Source organism: Pedobacter sp. UYP1 (assembly GCF_040547305.1).
Taxonomy (GTDB): domain Bacteria; phylum Bacteroidota; class Bacteroidia; order Sphingobacteriales; family Sphingobacteriaceae; genus Pedobacter.
Map to the genome: position 1 here is coordinate 222914 of NZ_JBEPPL010000002.1, position 20746 is coordinate 243659.

Below are 20746 nucleotides of genomic sequence, written 5' to 3' on the forward strand. Positions count from 1 at the left end.
TACTTAAAAATGAGTTAACATATGAGCATAGAAGAAAAAGGGAGTATTTCCATACATACCGAAAACATTTTTCCTATTATTAAGAAATTCCTGTACTCAGACAATGAGATATTCCTGCGTGAGCTGGTTTCAAATGCGGTTGATGCGGTACAAAAAATCAAACGTTTAGCTGCCTTAGGACAATACAACGGTGAGTTGGGCAATCCTTTAGTAGAAGTTGCGCTTGATGTGGAAAAAAAGACGATCACAATCAGTGATAACGGATTGGGAATGACTGCCGAAGAGATTAAGAAATACATTAATCAGGTAGCTTTTTCAGGTGCGAGTGAATTTGTAGAGAAATTTAAAGACGCTAAAGATGCCAATGAGATCATTGGTAAATTCGGATTAGGGTTCTATTCTGCATTCATGGTAGCAGATCTGGTTGAAATTCAGACTTTATCTTATCAGGAAGGCGCAGAACCAGCACGTTGGGTTTGCGACGGAAGTACCTCTTATGAGATTACTGAAGGTTCACGTACTACCCGCGGAACAGAAATTATCCTTCATATCAATGAAGAATCTGCTGAATTCCTTAGTCAGCATAAATTAGAAGAGATCTTAGATAAATATGGTAAATTCTTACCGGTACCAATTAAATTCGGTACAAAAACTCAGGAAATTCCTGACGGTGAGGATGAAGAAGGAAAGCCTAAAACAGTAAGTGTTGAAACTGATAACATCATCAATACCACTGACCCTATCTGGACTAAAGCACCTGCAGATTTGTCAGATCAGGACTACCTGGACTTCTACAAACAATTATATCCTTTTGGAGAAGATCCTTTATTCTGGATACACCTGAATGTAGATTATCCTTTCAACTTAACGGGCGTTTTATACTTCCCTAAAGTGAAGAATGATTTTGATATGCAACGTAATAAAATCAAATTATTCAGCCGCCAGGTATTTATTACTGACGAAGTAAAAGATATCGTTCCTGAATTCTTAATGTTATTGCATGGTGTAATTGATTCTCCTGATATCCCATTGAACGTTTCCAGAAGTTTCCTTCAGGCAGATAGCAATGTGAAAAAAATCAACAGCTATATCACTAAAAAAGTAGCTGATAAATTAGGCGAGCTTTTCAATAAAGACCGTAAGGCTTATGAAGAGAAATGGAGTGATATCGGCCTTTTCGTAAAATACGGAATGGTTAGCGAAGAGAAATTCTATGATAAAGCAAAAGATTTCGCTTTAGTAACCAATACTAAAAATGAAAACTTTACGCTGGATGAATACCATGCAAAAGTAAAAGATATCCAGACTGATAAAAATGGTCAGGTGGTTTATATCTATACAAACGACCCTGCTAAACAAGACGGTTTCATTCAATCGGCAAACAAAAAAGATTACGACGTTCTGTTGATGAACTCAGCAATCGATAATCACTTTGTAACCTCTTTAGAGCAAAAATTGGAGAAAACATTGTTGAAACGTGTGGATTCTAGTGTTGCAAGTAAACTGATTGAAAAAGATGAGGTTGTAGAATCAGTATTGACTGATGAGCAATCTGCAAAAGTGAAAGACGTTTTTGAGAAAGCAATTGTTAAACCAGGTTTCCAGGTAGAGATTGTTGGCTTACATCCAGAAGAATTCCCTGTAACAGTGACTATGGATGAGTTCATGAGAAGAATGAAAGACATGGCTCAAATGGGCGGTGGAATGAGTTTCTATGGTAGCATGCCTGATAGTTATAAAGTTGCAATCAATGGTAACCATAAGTTGGTGAATAAAATTTTACAGACTGAAAATAGCGAAGAGCAAAGTGCACTGGCTAAACAGGCTGTAGATTTAGCTTTACTTTCTCAAGGGATGCTTACCGGTGCTGAATTAACAGCATTTGTTAACAGAAGCGTTGAATTGATTTAATCAGAAGGAGCCTTTGCTCTTTTCTTATAATAACCCTGTTTCCTGTATTCCTATAAAGGATTTATGCAGAAAACAGGGTTTTTTGTTATTTATTAATATTCTCCAGGCTTAACAGGAAAGCATAGTTCAATGCGATATCTTTTAGATAGTCGAACCTGCCGGATGCTCCGCCGTGTCCAAAGTCCATATCTGTTTTTAGCAGCAGGACATTTTTATCTGTTTTGGTTGCTCTTAACTTTGCAACCCATTTAGCGGGTTCGAAATATTGAACCTGGCTGTCATGAAGACCGGTGGTTACCAGCATATTTGGATAATGTTTAGCTTCAATATTCTCATATGGAGAATAACTTTTCATATAATGATAAGCATCCGCATTCTTAGGGTTTCCCCACTCATCAAATTCATTTGTCGTAAGCGGAATACTTTCATCAAGCATTGTATTCACCACATCTACAAATGGGACCTGAGCAATCACCCCATGCCATAGCTCAGGTGCAAGGTTAATTACTGCACCCATCAACAAGCCGCCAGCACTACCACCCTGTGCATAAAGGTGTGCCGGGCTTGTATATTTTTTTTCAATCAGGAAGTTCCCGCAATCAATGAAATCGGTGAAAGTATTCATCTTTTTCATCAGCCTTCCATCTTCGTACCATTGTCTGCCCATTTCCTGTCCACCACGAATATGTGCAATTGCAAAAACGAAGCCCCTGTTCAGCAGGCTCAGATTACTGGAAGAAAAAGAAGCGTCCATGCTGTGTCCATATGAACCGTAAGCATAAAGTAGCAAAGGCGCGTTTCCGTCCTTTTTAAGACCGTTTTTATAGACTAACGAGATGGGAACCTGTGTTCCGTCTTTGGCTGTCGCGTAGAGGCGCTCTGTCGTATAGTCGGCCTTATTATAACCACCTACAACCACTTGCTGCTTCATCAGCTGCTTTTCTTTCGTATCCATATGGTAGTCATAAACGGATACTGGTGTAGTCATGGAAGTATAGATGTAGCGAAGCTTTTCACTATTGTATTCTGGATTATTACCAACAGAAGCATTATAAGTGGGTTCACCGAAATCAATATAATGTTCAGCACCATTTAATTTACGGATGCGTAACTGGGCCAGACCATTTTTACGCTCTGAAATCACTATAAAATCTTTAAATCCCTCCACATCCTCTAAAAGGACATCTTTGCGGTGCGGAATCACCTCTTTCCAATTCTCTTTTTCTGTTCTGTCAAGTGGACACTCCATTAAACGGAAGTTTTTAGCATTCCAGTTGGTTACGATCAGAAATTTGTCGGCTAAGGCGGTTACATTATAAAGTACATCTTTAATTCTGGGCTGGAATACTTTGAATTCGGCGTCAGGCTGATCTGCAGGAATCAGTCTCTCTTCGGCAGATAAGGTTGCCGAAGAATAAATGAAAATATACTTACCGGATTTGGATTTACCGACACCGATATAGTTGGATTTATCTTTTTCCTGATATACAACAATATCCTTGGTAGCTGCTGTTCCGAGTTTATGCTTTTTGATTTTTTCGCTAAGCAGTGTTTTTGCGTTTTTTGAGGTGTAAAAAAGTGTTTTATTATCTGCTGCCCAAACCGCATCTCCTTCTGTATTGGGAATACTATCTTTTAATAGCTCTCCAGTTTCCAGATTTTTGATCAAAATAGTATACTGGCGTCTGGAAACCTTATCGACCCCATAAGCAAGTAATTTATTGTCAGGACTTACACTGTACCCGGTGGCTGAATAATATGGAAGTCCCTTAGCCAGTTCGTCAATATCGAGCAGTATTTCTTCTTTGGCATCCAATGTTTCCTTTTTACGGCAGAATTTGGAATACTGTTTTCCTTCTTCAGTTCTGGAATAATAGAAATAACCATTTTTAAATACCGGAACTGACTCATCTTTCTCCTTGATGCGGCCTTTCAGCTCTTTAAAGAGATTGGCTTGTAACGTTTTTGTGCCACTCATCATCTTGTCGAGGTAGTCATTTTCAGCGTTGAGATAATCGATCGTTTTTGTGCTGTCCGGCCCCTTTTTAAAATAATCAATCATCCAGTAATAATTATCAATTACCGTGTCACCATGTAAAACACGCTGTTTAGGTTTGATTTCTGCTATCGGGGCTTTTGCTGCCGGCCATTTATAAGTTTCCATTTTCGTATCTTTGTTTGTGCAAGCTAAAGCTGAACTTAGCAAGAGTATAAACGGAATAATTTTCTTCATTGTATGGCGTTTGAGGTTAACTAACAGATAGGCTAAAAAGCTATCATGGCGCCCTTTGATGATTTGTTCCGTTTCTGTTGTTTGCTTTTCGGGCTTTGACTACTGCAAAATAGGATTAATTTTTATAAACTATATATCATCATGAATAAGATTCTTAACCGAAAGAATATTTTTAACGGGATGCTGATTGTATTATTCCTGGTGCTGCTTTTTGTACCTCCTGCGAAAGCGCTGGTATTGGAAGGCTTAATGAAAATTGGGTTTTTCAAGCCTGATACTGCTGCAGTCGATAAACAGGTTAATGCTGCAGGCGATCTATCCGGTATTAAGTTTAAAGATATCAATGGAAAAGTTATTGACCTTGGGGAATTGAAAGGAAAGGTTGTTTTTCTTAATTTCTGGGCAACCTGGTGCCCTCCATGTCTGGCCGAAATGCCGAGTGTAAATGCATTGCACGAAAAATTCAAGGATGATAAAGACGTGGTTTTTATTTTGGTTGATGCTGATAGTCAATTGCCAAAAGCACAAAAATTTATGGATAAAAAAGGATATCAGTTGCCTGTTTATGCCGTAGACAGTGAAATTCCAGAAGTACTTTTTAAAGGTTCATTACCCACTACAGTCGTATTTGATAAAGCAGGCAGGATTTCCTATAATGAAGCCGGAGCCGCTAACTACGCAGATTCAAAATTCATTGCATTTATCAATAAACTGAAAACAACGAATTAATAATTATCAATTTATATACCCGGTTAAAGAATAATCATGCAACAACCATTTGATATTACTATAGGTGAAATCGACTATGCTATATTTCCAGAAGGAAATGATACTTATGTTGTTTTTAAGGATGGTAAGGAATACCGTCATATCCTGAAAGATACAGAATCACAGTGGCTGACACTGGATCCTGAGACTGCACTACCCTTGTTTGGAGAAGATGAAGAAGTAAATGCTATCGGCCGGGAGATCATCGCTTATGTGCCAGAAGAAGAGGACGAAGAAGAAGAACAGGAAGACGAAGAATTATAATAGTATTTATAAAAGCTATAAAAAGATAAAGTCTCTACAGGGACTTTATCTTTTTATAATCTTAATCTTTTTGAGTGTATTCCCATTTCTGGTAATTGTGCCGATATATAACCCGGTAGATAATGCAGATAAATCAAACTGATATAACCCATTGGCTTCTTTCAGGAAAATCTTTTGTCCTGACAAATTGTAAAGCGTAAGTGTATAAGGATCAAAATCGCCACTAAGTACCGATAAAAAGTCAATCACCGGATTTGGAAAAGCTGCAAAATCATTTTCTTTCAGGAAGTTAAGCGGTAAGATATCTGAAGGGATTTTAATCCCATCATTTGTAACCAAGGTCACTCTGTAGAACTGAATGCCACGTACCAGGTTCTGATCAGTCTGGCTATAATTCAAAAGTCCAGAAGTGACAACCGTTTCGGCCAGCGTTGCAAATACTCCAGGGGAAGTTTGTTTTTCCCAAATGATACTTTTCAGATTGTAGGTTGTGCCTATCGTTAAGTCAAGTTTACCCGCATCATTTACAATATTTGCCAGAAAAGTTCTTACATAGCAGGCTACACCCTGTGCCGTATAGTCTACCGTATAACTTTTTAACCCGCTGAAATCAGGGCCATTTGCTGCAACTGTGAAATAATTGGAGGCTATAGCAGATTTATCAACAATAGCCAGGGTATCTGTCAATTGCCGGATCGGCGTTAAGGTATTATTCTTTAAATTGTAAAGCGTGTAACCCGTTGCCTGCGGTTGAGCTGGCCAATGAAACAAAATCTTGTCTGTACAACTATAACCCACTTGTAGTTTTTCAGCAAGCGAAATAACAAAAGATTCACTAAGAAACTCTTTTCCGCCAGTCTCCATCTTGAAAATGGCGCGTGTAAATAAATTTGGAGCAGCCCATTTATAAAAAGAAGATCCAAGGTCAATGTTGCTGTTCACAACTGTCCAGTTAGCACCGTTGTCGTAACTCACAGAGAGCTTTCCTGTCTGACCTGATAGAGTACTTCCCCATCTGATATAATTGCTCTCAGCAGCGAATATTGCAGCGTCTTTTAAAGGGAAGGTCCAGCTAAAATCATTCTTTGCTTTCCATTGATAAGCGATACTGAAATCTTGTTTTCCCTGGGTGACAGTTCTGCCTTTTACATGAATGGTATAGGTTCCTGCAGGTACATTGGTTAAACTTACCTGTTGCACTGTATTCAAGTTATCTAATCCCCGTTTTGCAGGCATCAATAAAGAATCCGCACTGGGATAGGTATTCAATATCCAGGGCAAAATGACAGTTCCGGCCGGTGTTTCCATAGATAGGTCCAGATGGTTAACGATACTCTGTACACTGTTAACCGGCGCAGGAGGATCGAGCCAGGCCAGGGTTACTTTAAGTTCCTGCTGATCTGCGGTTACTTGCAATGGAAACGTAAAATCCTGCTGATCGTTCACTACTCCTGTCTGAAAACGTTTATCAATAATAGTCTGAATAGCCTGTAAAGTATTTAATTTTCCAAACCCTGTCGCAAAATCCACCTGAGGCGTTCCAATATCGTCTGCCGAATTAATCAGGATACTTTTTACCGTGGCTGCAGAAGGTTGTTTTCCGTACTGTTTTTTGTATTGCTGCTGAAACAGGGCTACCGATCCTGAAGTTAATGCCGCGGCACCAGATGTACCATCCTGTCCCAGAGCAACCAGCTCAGGTTTTACCCGGCCATCATAGGCAGGGCCTTTACTGCTTTGACTTTCTGATACATTTTCCTGATTTATCCCTCCTATAACTAATACATTCTTCGCAGTCTTAAAATTTCCTGTTAACTGAGCAGTATTCGGAATGTTTTTATAAATACCATCCACCGCTGTAACCAAACCCGAATTTCCCGAAGAAAATACATGCACTATCGTATCTGCTTCAAATACTTGTTTATCATAAGCAACAGCCTGCATCCCATAAAAGTTATCTATCCCAAGACCATAAGAGTGGTTTTGTACATTTACCTTATATTGATTTAACTCCTTGATATCATCCGGCATGAGATCATTATTGTTTTTCCTGTAATCTGAAGCTGTTAATGAGGTAAAAGGAGCTGCTCCCAGTCCACGTATAAACGTATTTCCCCTGCCAACAGCAAGTGTAGCCATTTGTGTTGCATGATCATCTACTACCGGAGCAGTTGAAGGTGTTGCTACGATATTTCCTGCCAGGTCTATATCTTCTTTAACGAACATTTGTTCCTTAATGGAAAGCGTAATGCCTTTCCCGTCAATATCAGGATAACGCAGGTGTACGGCTGAAATTTCATTGCTGGAAAGATCCATGTCGTTGATGACCGTTTCGTCTTTTGCGGTTTGATAAACGTCAGCAAACAGGACTTCTTCTAGTTGTAAGACCGGCATCAGCTCACTCATTTGTATACTGGCTGTAACGACGTAATTGTTTTGATCAAATGTGTAAGATTTTAAGCCTTGTACTGAAACAGGAACACTTGGTGTCTTTGGGTTTATCGAAATTCTTATTGTAAATTGCTTATTTTGAGTTGAATATTGCGCATACTGACGTGCGAGTTTATCACTGGCTTTCCATAAAGAGTTTGCTTTAGTCTGAGAAATAATCAGAGAACTGAATTTTGCAGCCGTCTTTTCCGGAATAATTAAATGGTTCAAAGAAAAACTGCGCAACGGTTTTAACTCCTGAATTTCTGCCGATGTTAACGGGCGGGAAAGCTCGACTAATAGAAGATTTTCACCATTAATCTTTGAATCCGATACAGTAGAGCTGTATTTGTGGAATATCTCTTTTTTTTCTGCAACCGATAATTTTTGTGCCTTTGCAGCTGTGTTGCAAAAAAGAATTATAATTAAAGCATATTTTATTTTGAAATTCACAATAATTTGAAATTAAAAATTTGTTAATGGTTAAAATTATATATAATTTTAGATTAACCTATTAGTTCACAAACAATCTACCTAAAAAACTAACTTAATGAAAAAATTTAACTTATTCTCGCTTGCCGTAGCCGGCATGCTAGCACTCTGCGTTTTCGGATGTCAGAAAAAAGAAGCTGCTACTACAGCTGATACTAAACAAGATGAAATTTCAGCAACTGTTAAATCACAGATCTCAAGTCTTGGTTTCAGTACTGAAAATGCAAGAAAAGTAGCTGGAGGTTACCTTGTAGAAGGTGATATCCTTTTAAGCGAAGCTAATCTTACTGAAAAAGCTGAAACTACACACTTAAGTGTTGCCTCTACAGAGCAGTACAGAACCACTAATCTTGTAAAAGCTTTGCCAAGAGTAATTACTATTTCTGTAACTAACCTGCCTGCAGTTTATAGTAATGCAGTGAATGCAATGATTACCAGATACAACAACTTAGGGCTACGTTTTACTTTCCAACGTGCAGCTGCTGGAACTACTGGTCAAATTAACGTAGTAGGATTTAACGAAGGTCCTTCTGGCGGTTATATTACTTTAGGTTCTTCTGGTTTCCCAACGGCTTCTGGTAACCCATATAGCGAAATCCAAATGAACACTAATGCAGCAGCTTACGGTGCTAATCCTAACCTGGGATACCTGACCTCTGTTTTACAGCATGAAGTTGGACACTGTATTGGATTCCGTCATACTGACTATTCTAACAGAGCTTATAGCTGTGGTGGAACTGCAGTTAACGAAGGCGCAAGCGGTGTTGGAGCAATTCTGATTCCTGGAACTCCTTCTGCACCAGATGCAGCATCATTCATGTTAGCTTGCTCAAATGGCGGCGACAGAACCTTTAATGCGAATGATGTAAAAGCAATTAACTATTTATATAAATAAAATACCTAACCTCTAGATATTTTGTGAATTAAAGGCTTTAAGCCCGGCAATAACTATTGCCGGGCTTAGTCTTTTTAAGACTTCCTTGTGTTAGCTTCTGATATTCAGTTGTTTAAATAAAATAAATTCGTTTTTATCTTAATATATATATAATTTTAGGTTACCTATGACTTATTAATCATCTACCTAAAATTAACTTAATGAAAAAACTGAATTTATTGTCATTTGCCCTCGTGGGTACAATGATCTTGTGCATTTTTGGATGCCAGAAAAAAGAAGCACAAACTTCCTCAGCTGCTAGTCAGGATCAAATTTCTGCAAGCACAAAATCTCAAATCAGTAACCTGGGCTTTAGCACTGAGAATGCCCGGAAAGTAAAAGGAGGATACCTCGTAGAAGGAGATATTTTTTTGAGTGATAAAAATCTCAATGAAAAAGCGGCTACAAGTTACTTAAGTATTGCCAAAACAGAACAATACCGTACGCTGAATAAGGTTAGTGGTTTACCAAGAGTAATTACAGTTTCGGTAACAAATTTACCTGCTGTTTATGGTAATGCTGTAGACGGAATGATTAAAAGATATAATGACTTAGGCTTGCGCATTACTTTCCAGCGTGCAGCTGCAGGAACCACTGGTGATATAGATGTAGTAGGCTTTAATGAAGGTCCTTCTGGTGGTTATATTACATTAGGCTCATCAGGTTTCCCTTCGGGAGGCGATCCTTATGGGGAGATTCAGATGAATACAAACGCTGCAGCATACGGAGCTAATCCTAACCTGGGATACCTGACCTCTGTTTTACAGCATGAAGTTGGACACTGTATTGGATTCCGTCATACTGATTATTCAAACCGGGCTTACAGCTGTGGTGGAACCGCAGTAAATGAAGGTTCAAGCGGGGTTGGCGCCATCCAGATTCCAGGTACACCATCAGGACCAGATGCATCTTCATTTATGTTAGCTTGCTCAAACGGATCTGACAGGACGTTTAATTCTAATGATAAAATTGCCCTAAACTATTTATATAACTAATCTGCAAATCCTAGCTGATTTATGAGTCATGGTATTAAGCCCGGCATTAATTTACCGGGCTTTTTTGTTCTGTAGCCGGATTTTTAATTATTTAATCTGAAATTATTTTTCTATCAATGAGTATTTTTTTTGATATAGATTAATATCTTAGCATTAATCTAAATTTATTTATATGAAAAAAAATTACGCTCTGATTGCTGCTTTTGCAGCAGTTGTTATGATCAGCGGTTGTTCAAAAGACAAATCTGCCGCAGTGAAAGATGGTAATCCCTCCACCAATAAACCCCAATCAGCTGTCGACGGACTGTATGATGTACTTGGGTACGGTTATAATGTAACCGGAGAATATGGCAATTCAAGCGCAGCTACGTATAAGGTAATCGACGTGGAGCGATTGAAAAGTGATCAGCCAAACAGGGTTGAAATAGATCTTTCTAAAAAACAGGAAGGTAAAATATTTTCTGCTGACAATGCAGAAAGCTATTCAAAAAAAATCTCTGCTACGTTAAAAGCAACGGTAGGATTTGCCTTATTTAAGTCTACTATAACAGGCTCCTATTCTGATGCAAGCTCTTTTTCTTCGAGATATGTTTACAGCAGTTATGAATTAATGATTCAGGAAAAAAGAAACAAATTTAACGCAACTAATGAGTTATTAAGAGGCTACGTTACTCCTGAGTTTACGACGGATGTTCAAAATAACTCTGCGGCATATATTGTTAGAAAATATGGCACTCATGTGCTATCTGACATTATTTTAGGGGCAAAATTGCAAGTCTTGTATCAGTCAGAAACTTCAAAAGCAGACAGGACAGTAGCTGCTGCTGCCGGACTGGATGTAGGTATAGGAGCTATATTTAATATAAACACTGGTTTAAACTATGATAAAGCCTCTGCCAGTCAAAATTCCTCTCAGCGATTACATTATAAAACCTATGGTGGCGATCCATCAAAAAGCCTCATAGGAACACTATCGTTGGATCAAACAGTTCCAACAGTAAATATTGCCAATTGGCAAAGCACTTCTAATGTGCCTAATGCAGAGCTTATAGCGATTAGTAATGACGGATTGATTCCAATTTCAGATTTAATTTTTGACGGTGCGAAAAAAGCAGAAGTAGAAAATTATATTAAACAATATCTGATTGATAACCAAGTAACTGTAGACAATGATTTTACTTCCCAACTAGTCAATATCAATTCATTTAGCGCTAAAAAAGAAGGACATCATTATTTGTCAACAGGTATGGTTGATGATTGGAACTACTGGAGCTATCTCGGTTCTTCATTCCGTGCCTATAATAAACCTATACCAGGAACTGTACCAATCAATGTTTTCTTTAGCCAAAAAGGGGCAGATCACTTTTATACTCAGGGATCTGTCGATGATTTTTCATGGTGGAGAAGTGAAGGAATCGCTTTTTATGCTTATAGTCAACAATTTCCAGGAACTATTCCGATTTATCTGCATACCAGCAAAGATGGTAAAGATCATTACTATACGCCTGATGGAGGACAGCTTGATTCACGTTACTGGTTACCGGTAAGTGGTATCGCTTTTTATGCTTACCCTTCGAAATAATCAAATCAGATTAAAAACAGAAATCCGGAATGACTCAGTCTCCGGATTTTCTGTTTATCCAGCCCAATTGTCCCGGTCCAGACTACGGAAATGAATCGCTTCAGCTAAATGTTCCAATTCAATATTTTTAGTCCCTGCCAGATCGGCAATTGTCCTTGAGACCTTTAAGATCCTATCATAGGCACGGGCTGATAAACCGAGTTTTTCCATCGCTTTTTTGACAAGTTCCAGGCCTTCCCCGTTGATTTTGCAAAGTTTCCTGACCTGGGCGGGGCTCATTTGCGCATTATAATACAAACCTGTATGCTCAGCAAAGCGGATTTCCTGTTTTGACCTTGCACTGATTACTCTTTTCCTGATCACTGCACTTTTTTCCGAAGGCCGCAAAGAAGCCAATTCATCAAAATGAACAGGAGTGACTTCCACGTGCAGGTCAATCCTGTCCATAAGCGGCCCTGAAATTTTACTTAGATACTTCTGGACAATCCATGGAGAACAGCCGCATTCCTTGTCCGGATGGTTATAAAATCCACAAGGGCAGGGGTTCATGGCGGCTATAAGCATAAAACTCGCCGGATATTCTACACTTAAACGCGCTCTTGATATGATCACTTTGCGGTCTTCAAGTGGCTGGCGCATCACCTCCAGCACAGACCGCTTAAATTCTGGTAACTCATCCAGAAATAAGACACCATTATGTGCCATTGAGATTTCTCCTGGCTGCGGATTCGCTCCTCCGCCCACTAAAGCCACATCAGAAATACTGTGATGCGGATTGCGGAATGGTCTTTCCGTCATTAATGAAGTCGCTGCATTTAATTTCCCGCTCACAGAATAAACCTTGGTTGTTTCCAATGCTTCCTGCATACTTAAAGGAGGTAAAATGGTAGGTAAACGTTTAGCCAGCATTGTTTTCCCAGCTCCGGGCGGCCCGATCAGAATTACATTATGTCCGCCTGCGGCAGCAATCTCTAAAGCTCTTTTAATGCTTTCCTGTCCGTTGACATCAGAAAAATCATGATCATAAAAACCAGTATCTTTTGTAAACTCACTTTTCGTATCCACAAGAACAGGATTAAAAATGGCAGTTCCATTGAAAAAAGCGACCAGGTCTTTTAAATGATGCATGCCATAAACCAGCAGATTGTCAACAACAGCCGCTTCTCTTGAATTTTCTGCAGGCAAAATAAATCCTTTGAAACCTGTTTCTGCCGCCTGGATAGCAATAGGAAGGGCTCCTTTTACAGGCTGTATACCTCCATCCAGCGAAAGTTCTCCTGCAATGAGCACCTCTGCAACCCTTTCGCTGATTAATTGTCCTGAAGCTGCTAAAATCCCGATAGCAATGGGCAAGTCATACGATGTACCTTCTTTACGGATATCTGCTGGTGATAAATTGACTACGATCTTTTGCCTGGGCATCTTAAAGCCGGAAGACTGAATCGCACTCTCTACTCTTTTAAGGCTTTCTTTAACTGCATTATCGGGCAATCCGACAATATGATATTTATTTCCGCTGCTAATACTAACTTCAATAGTGATTGTTAAAGCATTAACGCCAAAGACTGCGCTGCCATAAGTTTTAATGAGCATATTGATTTACGAATTAGCACGTAAATTTAATTCCATATTAAGCCTTATAGGTTAAAAAAGTACAGACATAAAAAAAACCGGATTGAGAGCCCGGTTTTTAAAGATCAGCAAAGAATGATTACATTCTTCCCTGTGGCATTTTAGGCATACCGCGCATCATTTTAGCAGCAGCAGCGGGGTTAGAAAACTGTTTCATCACCTTACGCATATCCTCAAACTGTTTAATCAGTTTAGTAACCTCTTCTATTTTATTTCCAGAACCCTTAGCAATACGTAAACGTCTGCTTTGCTGAATGCTGTCTGGATTTTCACGCTCATATTTCGTCATCGACTGAATAATTGCTTCCACATTTTTGAAAGCATCATCTTCAATCTCTACGTTTTTCATCATTTTACTTACCCCTGGGATCATGCCCATCAAGTCTTTCATGTTACCCATTTTCTTGATCTGCTGAATCTGGTTATAGAAATCGTTGAAGTCAAACTTATTCTTACGGATTTTCTTTTGAAGTTCTGCTGCTTCTTTTTCATCAAACTGCTCCTGAGCACGCTCAACAAGGGAAACAACGTCACCCATTCCCAAAATACGGGAAGCCATTCTGTCTGGATAGAAAACATCAAGTGCTTCCATTTTTTCACCAGTACCGACAAATTTAATCGGTTTGTTAACCACAGACTTAATAGATAAAGCCGCACCACCGCGGGTATCACCATCAAGTTTTGTCAGTACAACACCTGTAAAATCTAATCTTTCATTGAATGCTTTAGCTGTATTAACCGCATCCTGTCCGGTCATGGCATCAACTACGAACAGGATTTCATGCGGTTTAGTATGCAATTTCACATCCGAAATCTCATTCATCATCTGCTCGTCTATCGCTAAACGACCCGCTGTATCAATGATAATTACGTTATGATGTTCTTTCTTTCCAAGTTCAATACCTTCCAGTGCAATTGCAACAGGGTCTTTAGAATCTTTGTTCGCATAAACAGGAACACCGATCTGCTCACCCAAAATCTGCAATTGATCAATCGCTGCAGGACGGTAAACGTCACCAGCTACCAATAAAGGTTTTTTACCTTTACTTTTCAGGTAATTTGCCAGTTTCCCAGAGAAGGTTGTTTTACCCGCACCGTTCAAACCAGCAATCAATATGATTGTAGGATTCGCTTTTAAATCTAATTCTTTAACCTCACCGCCCATCAATGCAGTCAGCTCGTCGTTCATTACCTTAGTCAGTAATTGTCCCGGAGAAACCGCGGTAAGTACATTCAGGCCAAGGGCCTTTTCCTTAACCTCGTCAGTGAAGCTTTTAGCCGTTTTAAAATTTACATCGGCATCCAGTAAAGCCTTACGAATTTCTTTCATGGTTTCAGCCACGTTGATCTCTGAAATGCTTCCCTGACCCTTTAGAACTTTAAATGCCCGGTCTAGTTTATCCTGTAAATTTTCAAACATGTTTTATTAATTGATAGTCAATTAGTTAATGTATAATGGTAGTCGTGTACAAAGTTGCAAACATTTTTAATAACAATCAACATTAAAATAGGATGCAAAGGTATTTAGCGCGGGAATATAAACATCACGCCCATCGCTAAAGACTGGCTGCCCTGGATCCGGTCACTGATCGTCTTGTCATATATTCCGATACCATTCAGTGTCACGTTCATAAACCTGTTGACTTTAGTTGTTAAAGTCACATCCAGCCTGTGTTTCATGTTTTCAAAATGATCGTATGGGACGAAGACATAGTATCTGCTTTTCAGGTTTACATTATGAAAAATATCTTTTTCAAAGTTAACAGTGATTTGAAAAGCCAGGTCATTTTTAAAAGTATCTCCTACCGGAACCCCATAAAAATCTGTTTTCTGGGTCGCAGGGTCCGGATTTGCCTTCGCATCAGCTGCAGCCAGTGCCTTGTTATCCAAAACAAATGTTTGTTTTGCAGCACCGGTACCAAATTGTGTAGAGAAAAATTTATTTGGCTTGTATTCAAAACCGAAAGATTCCGTCAGGTATCCCGGAGACATAAATTTGGAAATTAATGTAGCAGTCTCCACCCCATTAGGCGATGAATACGAATATCCGTTATCAAATTGCGATTCAAAAGTTACCTGGGTAAATAAATTCCAGTTTTTAGAGATTTTGAATGCTCCCGTATTATTCCAGAATATCCGGTCATTCGTTTTCTTTTGCAATTGACCTTTATTTCTTATTTTTCCATAACGCAGATCAACCTCAGTTAAATAACTGTAATTTTCTTTTTTGTATTCGGCTTTGTAATTGACTAATCCCTCTACGGCCAGTGAATTTACACCACCACCACTCCAGTTGTTACTGAAAGAAGATTGATTTACATTAATCCCGATTGCAGTTTTAGTTTTCCAGTAATTTACCTTTGAACTCACAATCAGCGGATTAATCTCCACTGGTTTAAAGACGATAATACCTTTTAGCGAAGGCAATGGACTTTTCCTCAGCTTAAGGTCAAAATCTTTAACTGTTATAGGAACTGTATCTATCTCTTGTGCACTTACTTGTGCTGAAACTGCAAATACAAATAGTAAACATGCGTATATACCTCTCATTGATACAAAGAAAAGAAAAATGTTCGTAGGATTTATTATAAATATTTAAACCACGAATACAGTCTCCTGTTTTTCAGATAATTCATGTCCAATTCATTGGCATAAGCCTCCTTTTCGAAACTTATATTAAAATAAGCTTTGCTGTGATTTCTGTATTTATATAGATTAACCAGGTAGTTTATTGAATAAAGAATATAAAAAGGAAGGATCAGGAGCTCTAATTGCTGGTAGAAATGAATTTTTTCATGGTTAATCAATAACGTATCAGTTTTCTGTCCGGGATCCTTAAAAAACATAAACGGAAAAATAGCCATTGCATTTGCAGGAAGTCCCCTCCAGATTACAGGCCAGTATTTCATGGATGATCAATTTTGATTACAGGAAGTGGTTGTAATCTGAACGCCTTCGGATTCCGCTTATAAGAAGCATAATTGTTTCTCACAAAGACTATAAAAGCATAATCAGAAGCTGCAAGCACGAAGTCATAACTAGGGCGGTACTGCTGCATAAAATCTTTCAGTTCAAAATCTTTAATTCTTAGCACACGGCCTACAAAAGCAGGATTATACCTGTAATCAATAATTTCTTCTTTGTAGTCTCTTTCCAGGATAGCTTGCAAATGTCTTGCATTCTTACCTTTTCTGCTCAGCAAATTATAGATCGCATCTATTCCTAAGCCGACTCCTCTTGAACTTAAATTCAGTAAATCTCTGGAGCTTCCCAGATCAGTTGCATACTTGTATTCTCTGGTTCTCTGTTCATACCGCTGCTTTGGAGAAAGGGAGCTTCCAATAATAGAAACCTCTTTCAACTGAATGGCCAGTGGCTTTAATTGAAAAAAGATTGCACTTCCTTTATAAACTACCGTATCTAATCCGTAGCCTTGACGTACAGCGAATAAAGTATCGCCAATAGCGGCTTGCGTTGTAAATTCACCTTTACTGTTGTTATAAATCCCATCATCATTATGAGAATTATAAATATAGACTGTAGCTAAACGCTGTTTGGATACCTTATCGATAACAAACCCTTGAACGGATTTTTTTTGAGCTAAAGCTACACCACAAAAAAAGCAACAGAAAAGGAATAAAAGAGTAGGTTTCATTGCACAGCAAAAATACAAATAAGACGAGGCTAAATGGCTTATATTAACATTATTTAACTACTACCAGCTTCTGTCCTATTTTTACACCCTCATCCGAAAGACCATTCAGCGACTTTAATTCGTCTACAGTCATGTTATATCTTTTTGAAATGTTATAAAGTGTATCGCCTTTCTGAACGGTATAATTAGGATCTGTTGTGTTGATAACTTGTTTGGATACAGGTATTTCTACCGGTGCAAATTTCTTTGTTTCCTTAGGGATATTCGCGTTGATTTCCGTAAATACCCGGTCTTCACGTTTAATTTTATCTGGTTCAGATTCAGACTGGTCATACTGATGCAAATTATATTTCTCAATCGTATTGATCAGCATGTCAGGATATTTTGGATTGGTTGCATAACCAGCCTGTTTCAGACCCTTAGCCCAGTTTTTATAATCATTTTTATCCAGCTCAAACAATGGGGCATAACGCTTCCTCTTTAAAAACTCAGAGTGATCTTTATAAGATTCCCTGGCATCTTTATAGACCCGGAAACAATCATTACGCTGATCATCATCCTTATAATATGCCTTCCCTCTCCACTCTGCCGTACATTTAACCCCAAAGTGGTTATTTGCATATTTCGCCAGGCTGCTATTTCCGCTGCCAGACTCAATAATACCTTGGGCCAGTGTAATACTGGCAGGAATACCATAAGTATTCATTTCTTCAATGGCCACACCCTTAAAAGCTTCGATATAGCTCAGCGTATTATAATCAGTAAAATTCGGATTCGCTTTATTGGCAGCTTTTTCAATCTGCGCATTGTTCCGGTGATACTTTCTCGATTTACACGAGGATAAGAAAACGATCGCTATAGCGAAGAGTAAGAATGGTTGTTTCATTAAAGCTTGATTTTTTGTCCTGGTTTAAGCGCCGACTTCTTCAATCCATTTTTACGCATCAGCGATAGGGAAGAAGTACCGTGTGATTCCGCAATTTTATTCAGGTTGTCCCCTTTCCTAACGGTATACAATTTAACAGAAGAACGATGTTTCTTAGCTTTATAACTACGGCTATGATGTTTTTTGATACTTACAGGTGCAATCTTTACTGGTTCCGCATAGTCATCCGGTCTTTCATCATATTGATACAATTCGTATTTATTGATAATCGCGATAACCTGTTTAGCCCAGGTTCTGCTGCTGGCGTAACCACCGCGTTGAATCCCTCTTGCCCAGGCCGCATAATCATATTGATCACACTCATCGAACAATTTACTAAAGGAAGACTTGTTTTGTAATACCTCAACGAAATTATCATAAGATTCATCCGCACTTTCGAAATCACGGTAAGAAGAATTGATTTCGGCATTACTGTTTGACCCTTTGATGCCAAAATGATTGTTCAAATGGCGGGCGACTTTACTTTTACCTGCTGCTGACTCATGAATGGCGACCGCGAGAATTACACTTGCCGGGACATCATATGCTCTCATTAATTCTTGTGCGTGATCTGTATGCTCCTCAACGTATTGGGTAACAGTCTGGCTTTGGGCAGCTGAGCCCAGTAAAATTAGTGCCAGCCAAATCAGCATTAGTTTTTTTGTTATCATATTTTATTTTTTTCTGATGATAAACAAGCCATCCCTGACGGGTAAGATTAATTTCTCAACCCTGTCATCTCCAGCAACTTTATCATTAAAAGTACTAATATTAACGGTATCTCTGTCTTGTTGAAGTGTTAGTACTTTTCCACTCCACAGTACATTATCAACAATGATTAACCCACCTGGCCTTACCCTGTCAAAGATCAGATCATAATAGGTTCCATTGTTTTTCTTATCCGCATCAATAAAAACAAGATCAAAAGTCTCATTTAAATCATTAATGGTTTGGGTGGCATCACCCATGATATATTTTATTTGTGAATTATAAGGGGAAACAGCGAAATAACCGCGGACGCGGTCTTCGAGTTCCATATTTTTATCTAAAGTATAAATGATCCCATCCTGGGCAAGTCCTTCGGCCATACATAAAGTAGCATAGCCGGTAAAAGTGCCGATTTCGAGAATACGTTTAGGGGTAATCAACTTACTTAACATGCTTAAAACACGGCCCTGATAGTGGCCAGAAAGCATTCTTGGCATTAAAACCTTCAGATTAGTTTCCCGGTCAATCTGCTGTAGCAATTCGGATTCCGGTTCGCAGAAATTCAGTAGTAAAAGTTGTAAGTCTTCTTTAATCAGGCTCATGTGATGTTCTATAAACGGTGTTCTTCCATGAAATATTGTAAAATAATTGTTGCAGCAATCGTATCTACCCGTTCTTTATTGCGGCGATCCTGTTTTTTCAGGCCACTTTGCATAATTGTCTGATGGGCAAGTTTGGACGTGAAACGTTCATCAACCCAATGCTGAGGAATCTCAGGAAAGTTTTTTTTCAGGGTTGTAGAAAAACCTTTTACATGCTGCGCGGACTCAGACGGGGTGCCATCCATTTGTTTTGGCTCTCCAATAACAAAGGCTTCTACCTGTTCAGTCAGCAGATATTTTTTCAAATATTCGACAATATCTTTTGGGTGTATGGTATCCAGACCTGTAGCAATAATTTGCAGTGGATCTGTAACGGCAATGCCGATACGTTTGGTACCATAATCAAATGCGATAATACGGGACATAGCTGCAAAGATTGTTATAAATTTACTATTTTGCACCAAATGCAGTTTAAAGAGATCGTTGGACAAGAAGAAATAAAGCGTCAGCTGATACAAACAGTTGTTGAAAACAGGGTCAGTCATGCCCAGTTATTTCTCTCTGCGGAGGGTACGGGGTCTTTGCCTCTCGCTATTGCTTATGCGCAGTATATCAATTGTTTAGACAAATCTGCTACCGATAGTTGCGGGATTTGTTCTTCTTGCCGGAAGTACGAAAGATATATTCATCCTGATTTGCATTTCTCTTATCCGTTTTTTGCATCGAAAGATGTTAAAATTGCTGTCGATGTACTGGAAGAATGGCGAACTATGCTGTTGGCAGACCCTTATGTCGATCTTGATATCTGGCGATTACAGTTAAGTGCTGAAAATAAACAGGCGAATATTAATATCGCTGAATGCCATGATATCATTAAGAAATTAAGTTATAAAGCTTTTGAAGCAGAGACCAAGGTGCTGATTATGTGGCTGCCGGAATACCTGGAAAAAGAAGGCAACTCTTTGTTGAAAATTATTGAAGAGCCACCTGCAAATACTTTATTCTTATTGGTTGCGAATAATCAGGAACACATCCTGTCTACGTTGCTTTCCCGGACACAAATTGTCAAAATACCGAAGCTTCCCTTTGAAACTGTGCAAAACTACCTCACCAGCAATCATAATTTGTCCGAAGAACAGGCCGCGACTTATAGCTTTCTGGCTGACGGCAATTTAATTGAAGCTAAATTACAGGCTGCACAATCACACAATGATAATGCAGAGGTTTTTGCAGAATGGTTAAGAATGGGTTATGGGAACCGGGTGCTTGATCTGGTCAATTTTGTAGACCAGGCTGCAAGCTGGGGCAGAGAAAATCAAAAGAATTTTTTAAAGTACGGAATCAGCTTTTTAAGAGAGTGCAGTTTACTGATGAGCGGGGCAGATAGTTTAGTGAAATTACCTGCCAGAACGCTGGAGACTGCACAAAAGCTAAGTAAACATGTACTGGATCTGAATATGGCTTCGGCAATTATTAACGAGCTGGAGCAAGCACATTACCATATAGAACGTAACGCTAATCCTAAAATACTATTTTTAGATGTATCTTTACAATTGGTAAAAATAATCAAGTTTAAAACGCTCCCGAAAGGGACTCAACATATATACAATTAGTT

General features: G+C 38.8%; 18 protein-coding genes. 7 read left to right on the plus strand and 11 right to left on the minus strand.

Translation table 11 applies throughout. The features are described 5' to 3' along the window. The first annotated feature begins 21 nt into the window (after positions 1-21). Positions 22-1911: a molecular chaperone HtpG gene (gene htpG / locus ABIB30_RS04955; protein ID WP_354299785.1), complete on the plus strand. Its 1890-nt coding sequence runs from the start codon at positions 22-24 to the stop codon at positions 1909-1911. 85 nt (positions 1912-1996) lie between these two features. On the opposite strand, the gene ABIB30_RS04960 is transcribed toward htpG, so the two are convergent. Next, positions 1997-4144 (minus strand): S9 family peptidase, encoded by a 2148-nt coding sequence (locus ABIB30_RS04960; protein WP_354299787.1) that lies wholly within the window; start codon positions 4142-4144, stop codon positions 1997-1999. A 141-nt stretch (positions 4145-4285) separates the two neighbouring features. Here ABIB30_RS04960 and ABIB30_RS04965 point away from each other — a divergent pair, with 141 nt between their 5' ends. Both ABIB30_RS04965 and ABIB30_RS04970 read left to right on the plus strand, forming a co-directional pair. Then, a complete protein-coding gene (locus ABIB30_RS04965) occupies positions 4286-4873 on the plus strand; it encodes a TlpA family protein disulfide reductase (protein ID WP_354299789.1) in 588 nt (195 codons plus the stop codon). A 36-nt stretch (positions 4874-4909) separates the two neighbouring features. Next, complete coding sequence (locus tag ABIB30_RS04970; RefSeq protein ID WP_354299791.1) at positions 4910-5176, plus strand: hypothetical protein; 267 nt, start codon at positions 4910-4912, stop codon at positions 5174-5176. Between the two features lie 45 nt (positions 5177-5221). Here ABIB30_RS04970 and ABIB30_RS04975 read toward each other — a convergent pair whose 3' ends face one another. Further along, positions 5222-8059, minus strand: a complete 2838-nt coding sequence (locus ABIB30_RS04975) for a S8 family peptidase (RefSeq protein WP_354299793.1) — start codon at positions 8057-8059, stop codon at positions 5222-5224. Positions 8060-8156: 97 nt separating this feature from the next. Here ABIB30_RS04975 and ABIB30_RS04980 point away from each other — a divergent pair, with 97 nt between their 5' ends. From ABIB30_RS04980 to ABIB30_RS04990, 3 genes are all read left to right on the plus strand, one after another. Next, complete coding sequence (locus tag ABIB30_RS04980; RefSeq protein WP_354299795.1) at positions 8157-8993, plus strand: M57 family metalloprotease; 837 nt, start codon at positions 8157-8159, stop codon at positions 8991-8993. Between the two features lie 200 nt (positions 8994-9193). After that, the gene (locus tag ABIB30_RS04985; protein ID WP_354299797.1) at positions 9194-10027 is read left to right on the plus strand and encodes a M57 family metalloprotease; all 834 of its coding nucleotides are present in this window, start codon (positions 9194-9196) and stop codon (positions 10025-10027) included. A 172-nt stretch (positions 10028-10199) separates the two neighbouring features. Further along, positions 10200-11609, plus strand: a complete 1410-nt coding sequence (locus tag ABIB30_RS04990) for an MAC/perforin domain-containing protein (RefSeq protein ID WP_354299799.1) — start codon at positions 10200-10202, stop codon at positions 11607-11609. 54 nt (positions 11610-11663) lie between these two features. Here ABIB30_RS04990 and ABIB30_RS04995 read toward each other — a convergent pair whose 3' ends face one another. From ABIB30_RS04995 to ruvX, 9 genes are all read right to left on the minus strand, one after another. Further along, positions 11664-13202, minus strand: coding sequence for a YifB family Mg chelatase-like AAA ATPase (locus tag ABIB30_RS04995; protein WP_354299801.1), 1539 nt, complete (start codon positions 13200-13202; stop codon positions 11664-11666). A 118-nt stretch (positions 13203-13320) separates the two neighbouring features. Continuing rightward, positions 13321-14661 carry a signal recognition particle protein gene (gene ffh, locus ABIB30_RS05000; protein WP_068404601.1) on the minus strand — a complete coding sequence of 447 codons (1341 nt, stop codon included), beginning with the start codon at positions 14659-14661 and terminating at the stop codon, positions 13321-13323. Between the two features lie 104 nt (positions 14662-14765). After that, positions 14766-15791, minus strand: a complete 1026-nt coding sequence (locus ABIB30_RS05005; protein ID WP_354299804.1) for a DUF3078 domain-containing protein — start codon at positions 15789-15791, stop codon at positions 14766-14768. Positions 15792-15826: 35 nt separating this feature from the next. Then, complete coding sequence (locus ABIB30_RS05010) at positions 15827-16150, minus strand: hypothetical protein (RefSeq protein WP_354299806.1); 324 nt, start codon at positions 16148-16150, stop codon at positions 15827-15829. Then, on the minus strand, positions 16147-16896 hold the full coding sequence (locus tag ABIB30_RS05015; RefSeq protein ID WP_354299808.1) for a hypothetical protein: 750 nt from the start codon (positions 16894-16896) through the stop codon (positions 16147-16149). The genes ABIB30_RS05010 and ABIB30_RS05015 overlap by 4 nt, the downstream gene beginning before the upstream one ends. A gap of 49 nt (positions 16897-16945) precedes the next feature. Further along, complete coding sequence (locus tag ABIB30_RS05020; RefSeq protein ID WP_354299810.1) at positions 16946-17782, minus strand: glucosaminidase domain-containing protein; 837 nt, start codon at positions 17780-17782, stop codon at positions 16946-16948. Continuing rightward, positions 17782-18492 carry a glucosaminidase domain-containing protein gene (locus tag ABIB30_RS05025; protein ID WP_354299813.1) on the minus strand — a complete coding sequence of 237 codons (711 nt, stop codon included), beginning with the start codon at positions 18490-18492 and terminating at the stop codon, positions 17782-17784. The genes ABIB30_RS05020 and ABIB30_RS05025 overlap by 1 nt, the downstream gene beginning before the upstream one ends. 3 nt (positions 18493-18495) lie before the next feature. After that, complete coding sequence (locus ABIB30_RS05030; RefSeq protein WP_354299815.1) at positions 18496-19131, minus strand: O-methyltransferase; 636 nt, start codon at positions 19129-19131, stop codon at positions 18496-18498. 8 nt (positions 19132-19139) lie between these two features. Then, positions 19140-19556 (minus strand): Holliday junction resolvase RuvX, encoded by a 417-nt coding sequence (ruvX, locus tag ABIB30_RS05035; protein WP_183869306.1) that lies wholly within the window; start codon positions 19554-19556, stop codon positions 19140-19142. Positions 19557-19595: 39 nt separating this feature from the next. On the opposite strand from ruvX, the gene ABIB30_RS05040 reads away from it, so the two are divergent. Continuing rightward, the gene (locus ABIB30_RS05040; RefSeq protein WP_354299821.1) at positions 19596-20744 is read left to right on the plus strand and encodes a DNA polymerase III subunit; all 1149 of its coding nucleotides are present in this window, start codon (positions 19596-19598) and stop codon (positions 20742-20744) included. Positions 20745-20746: the final 2 nt, after the last annotated feature.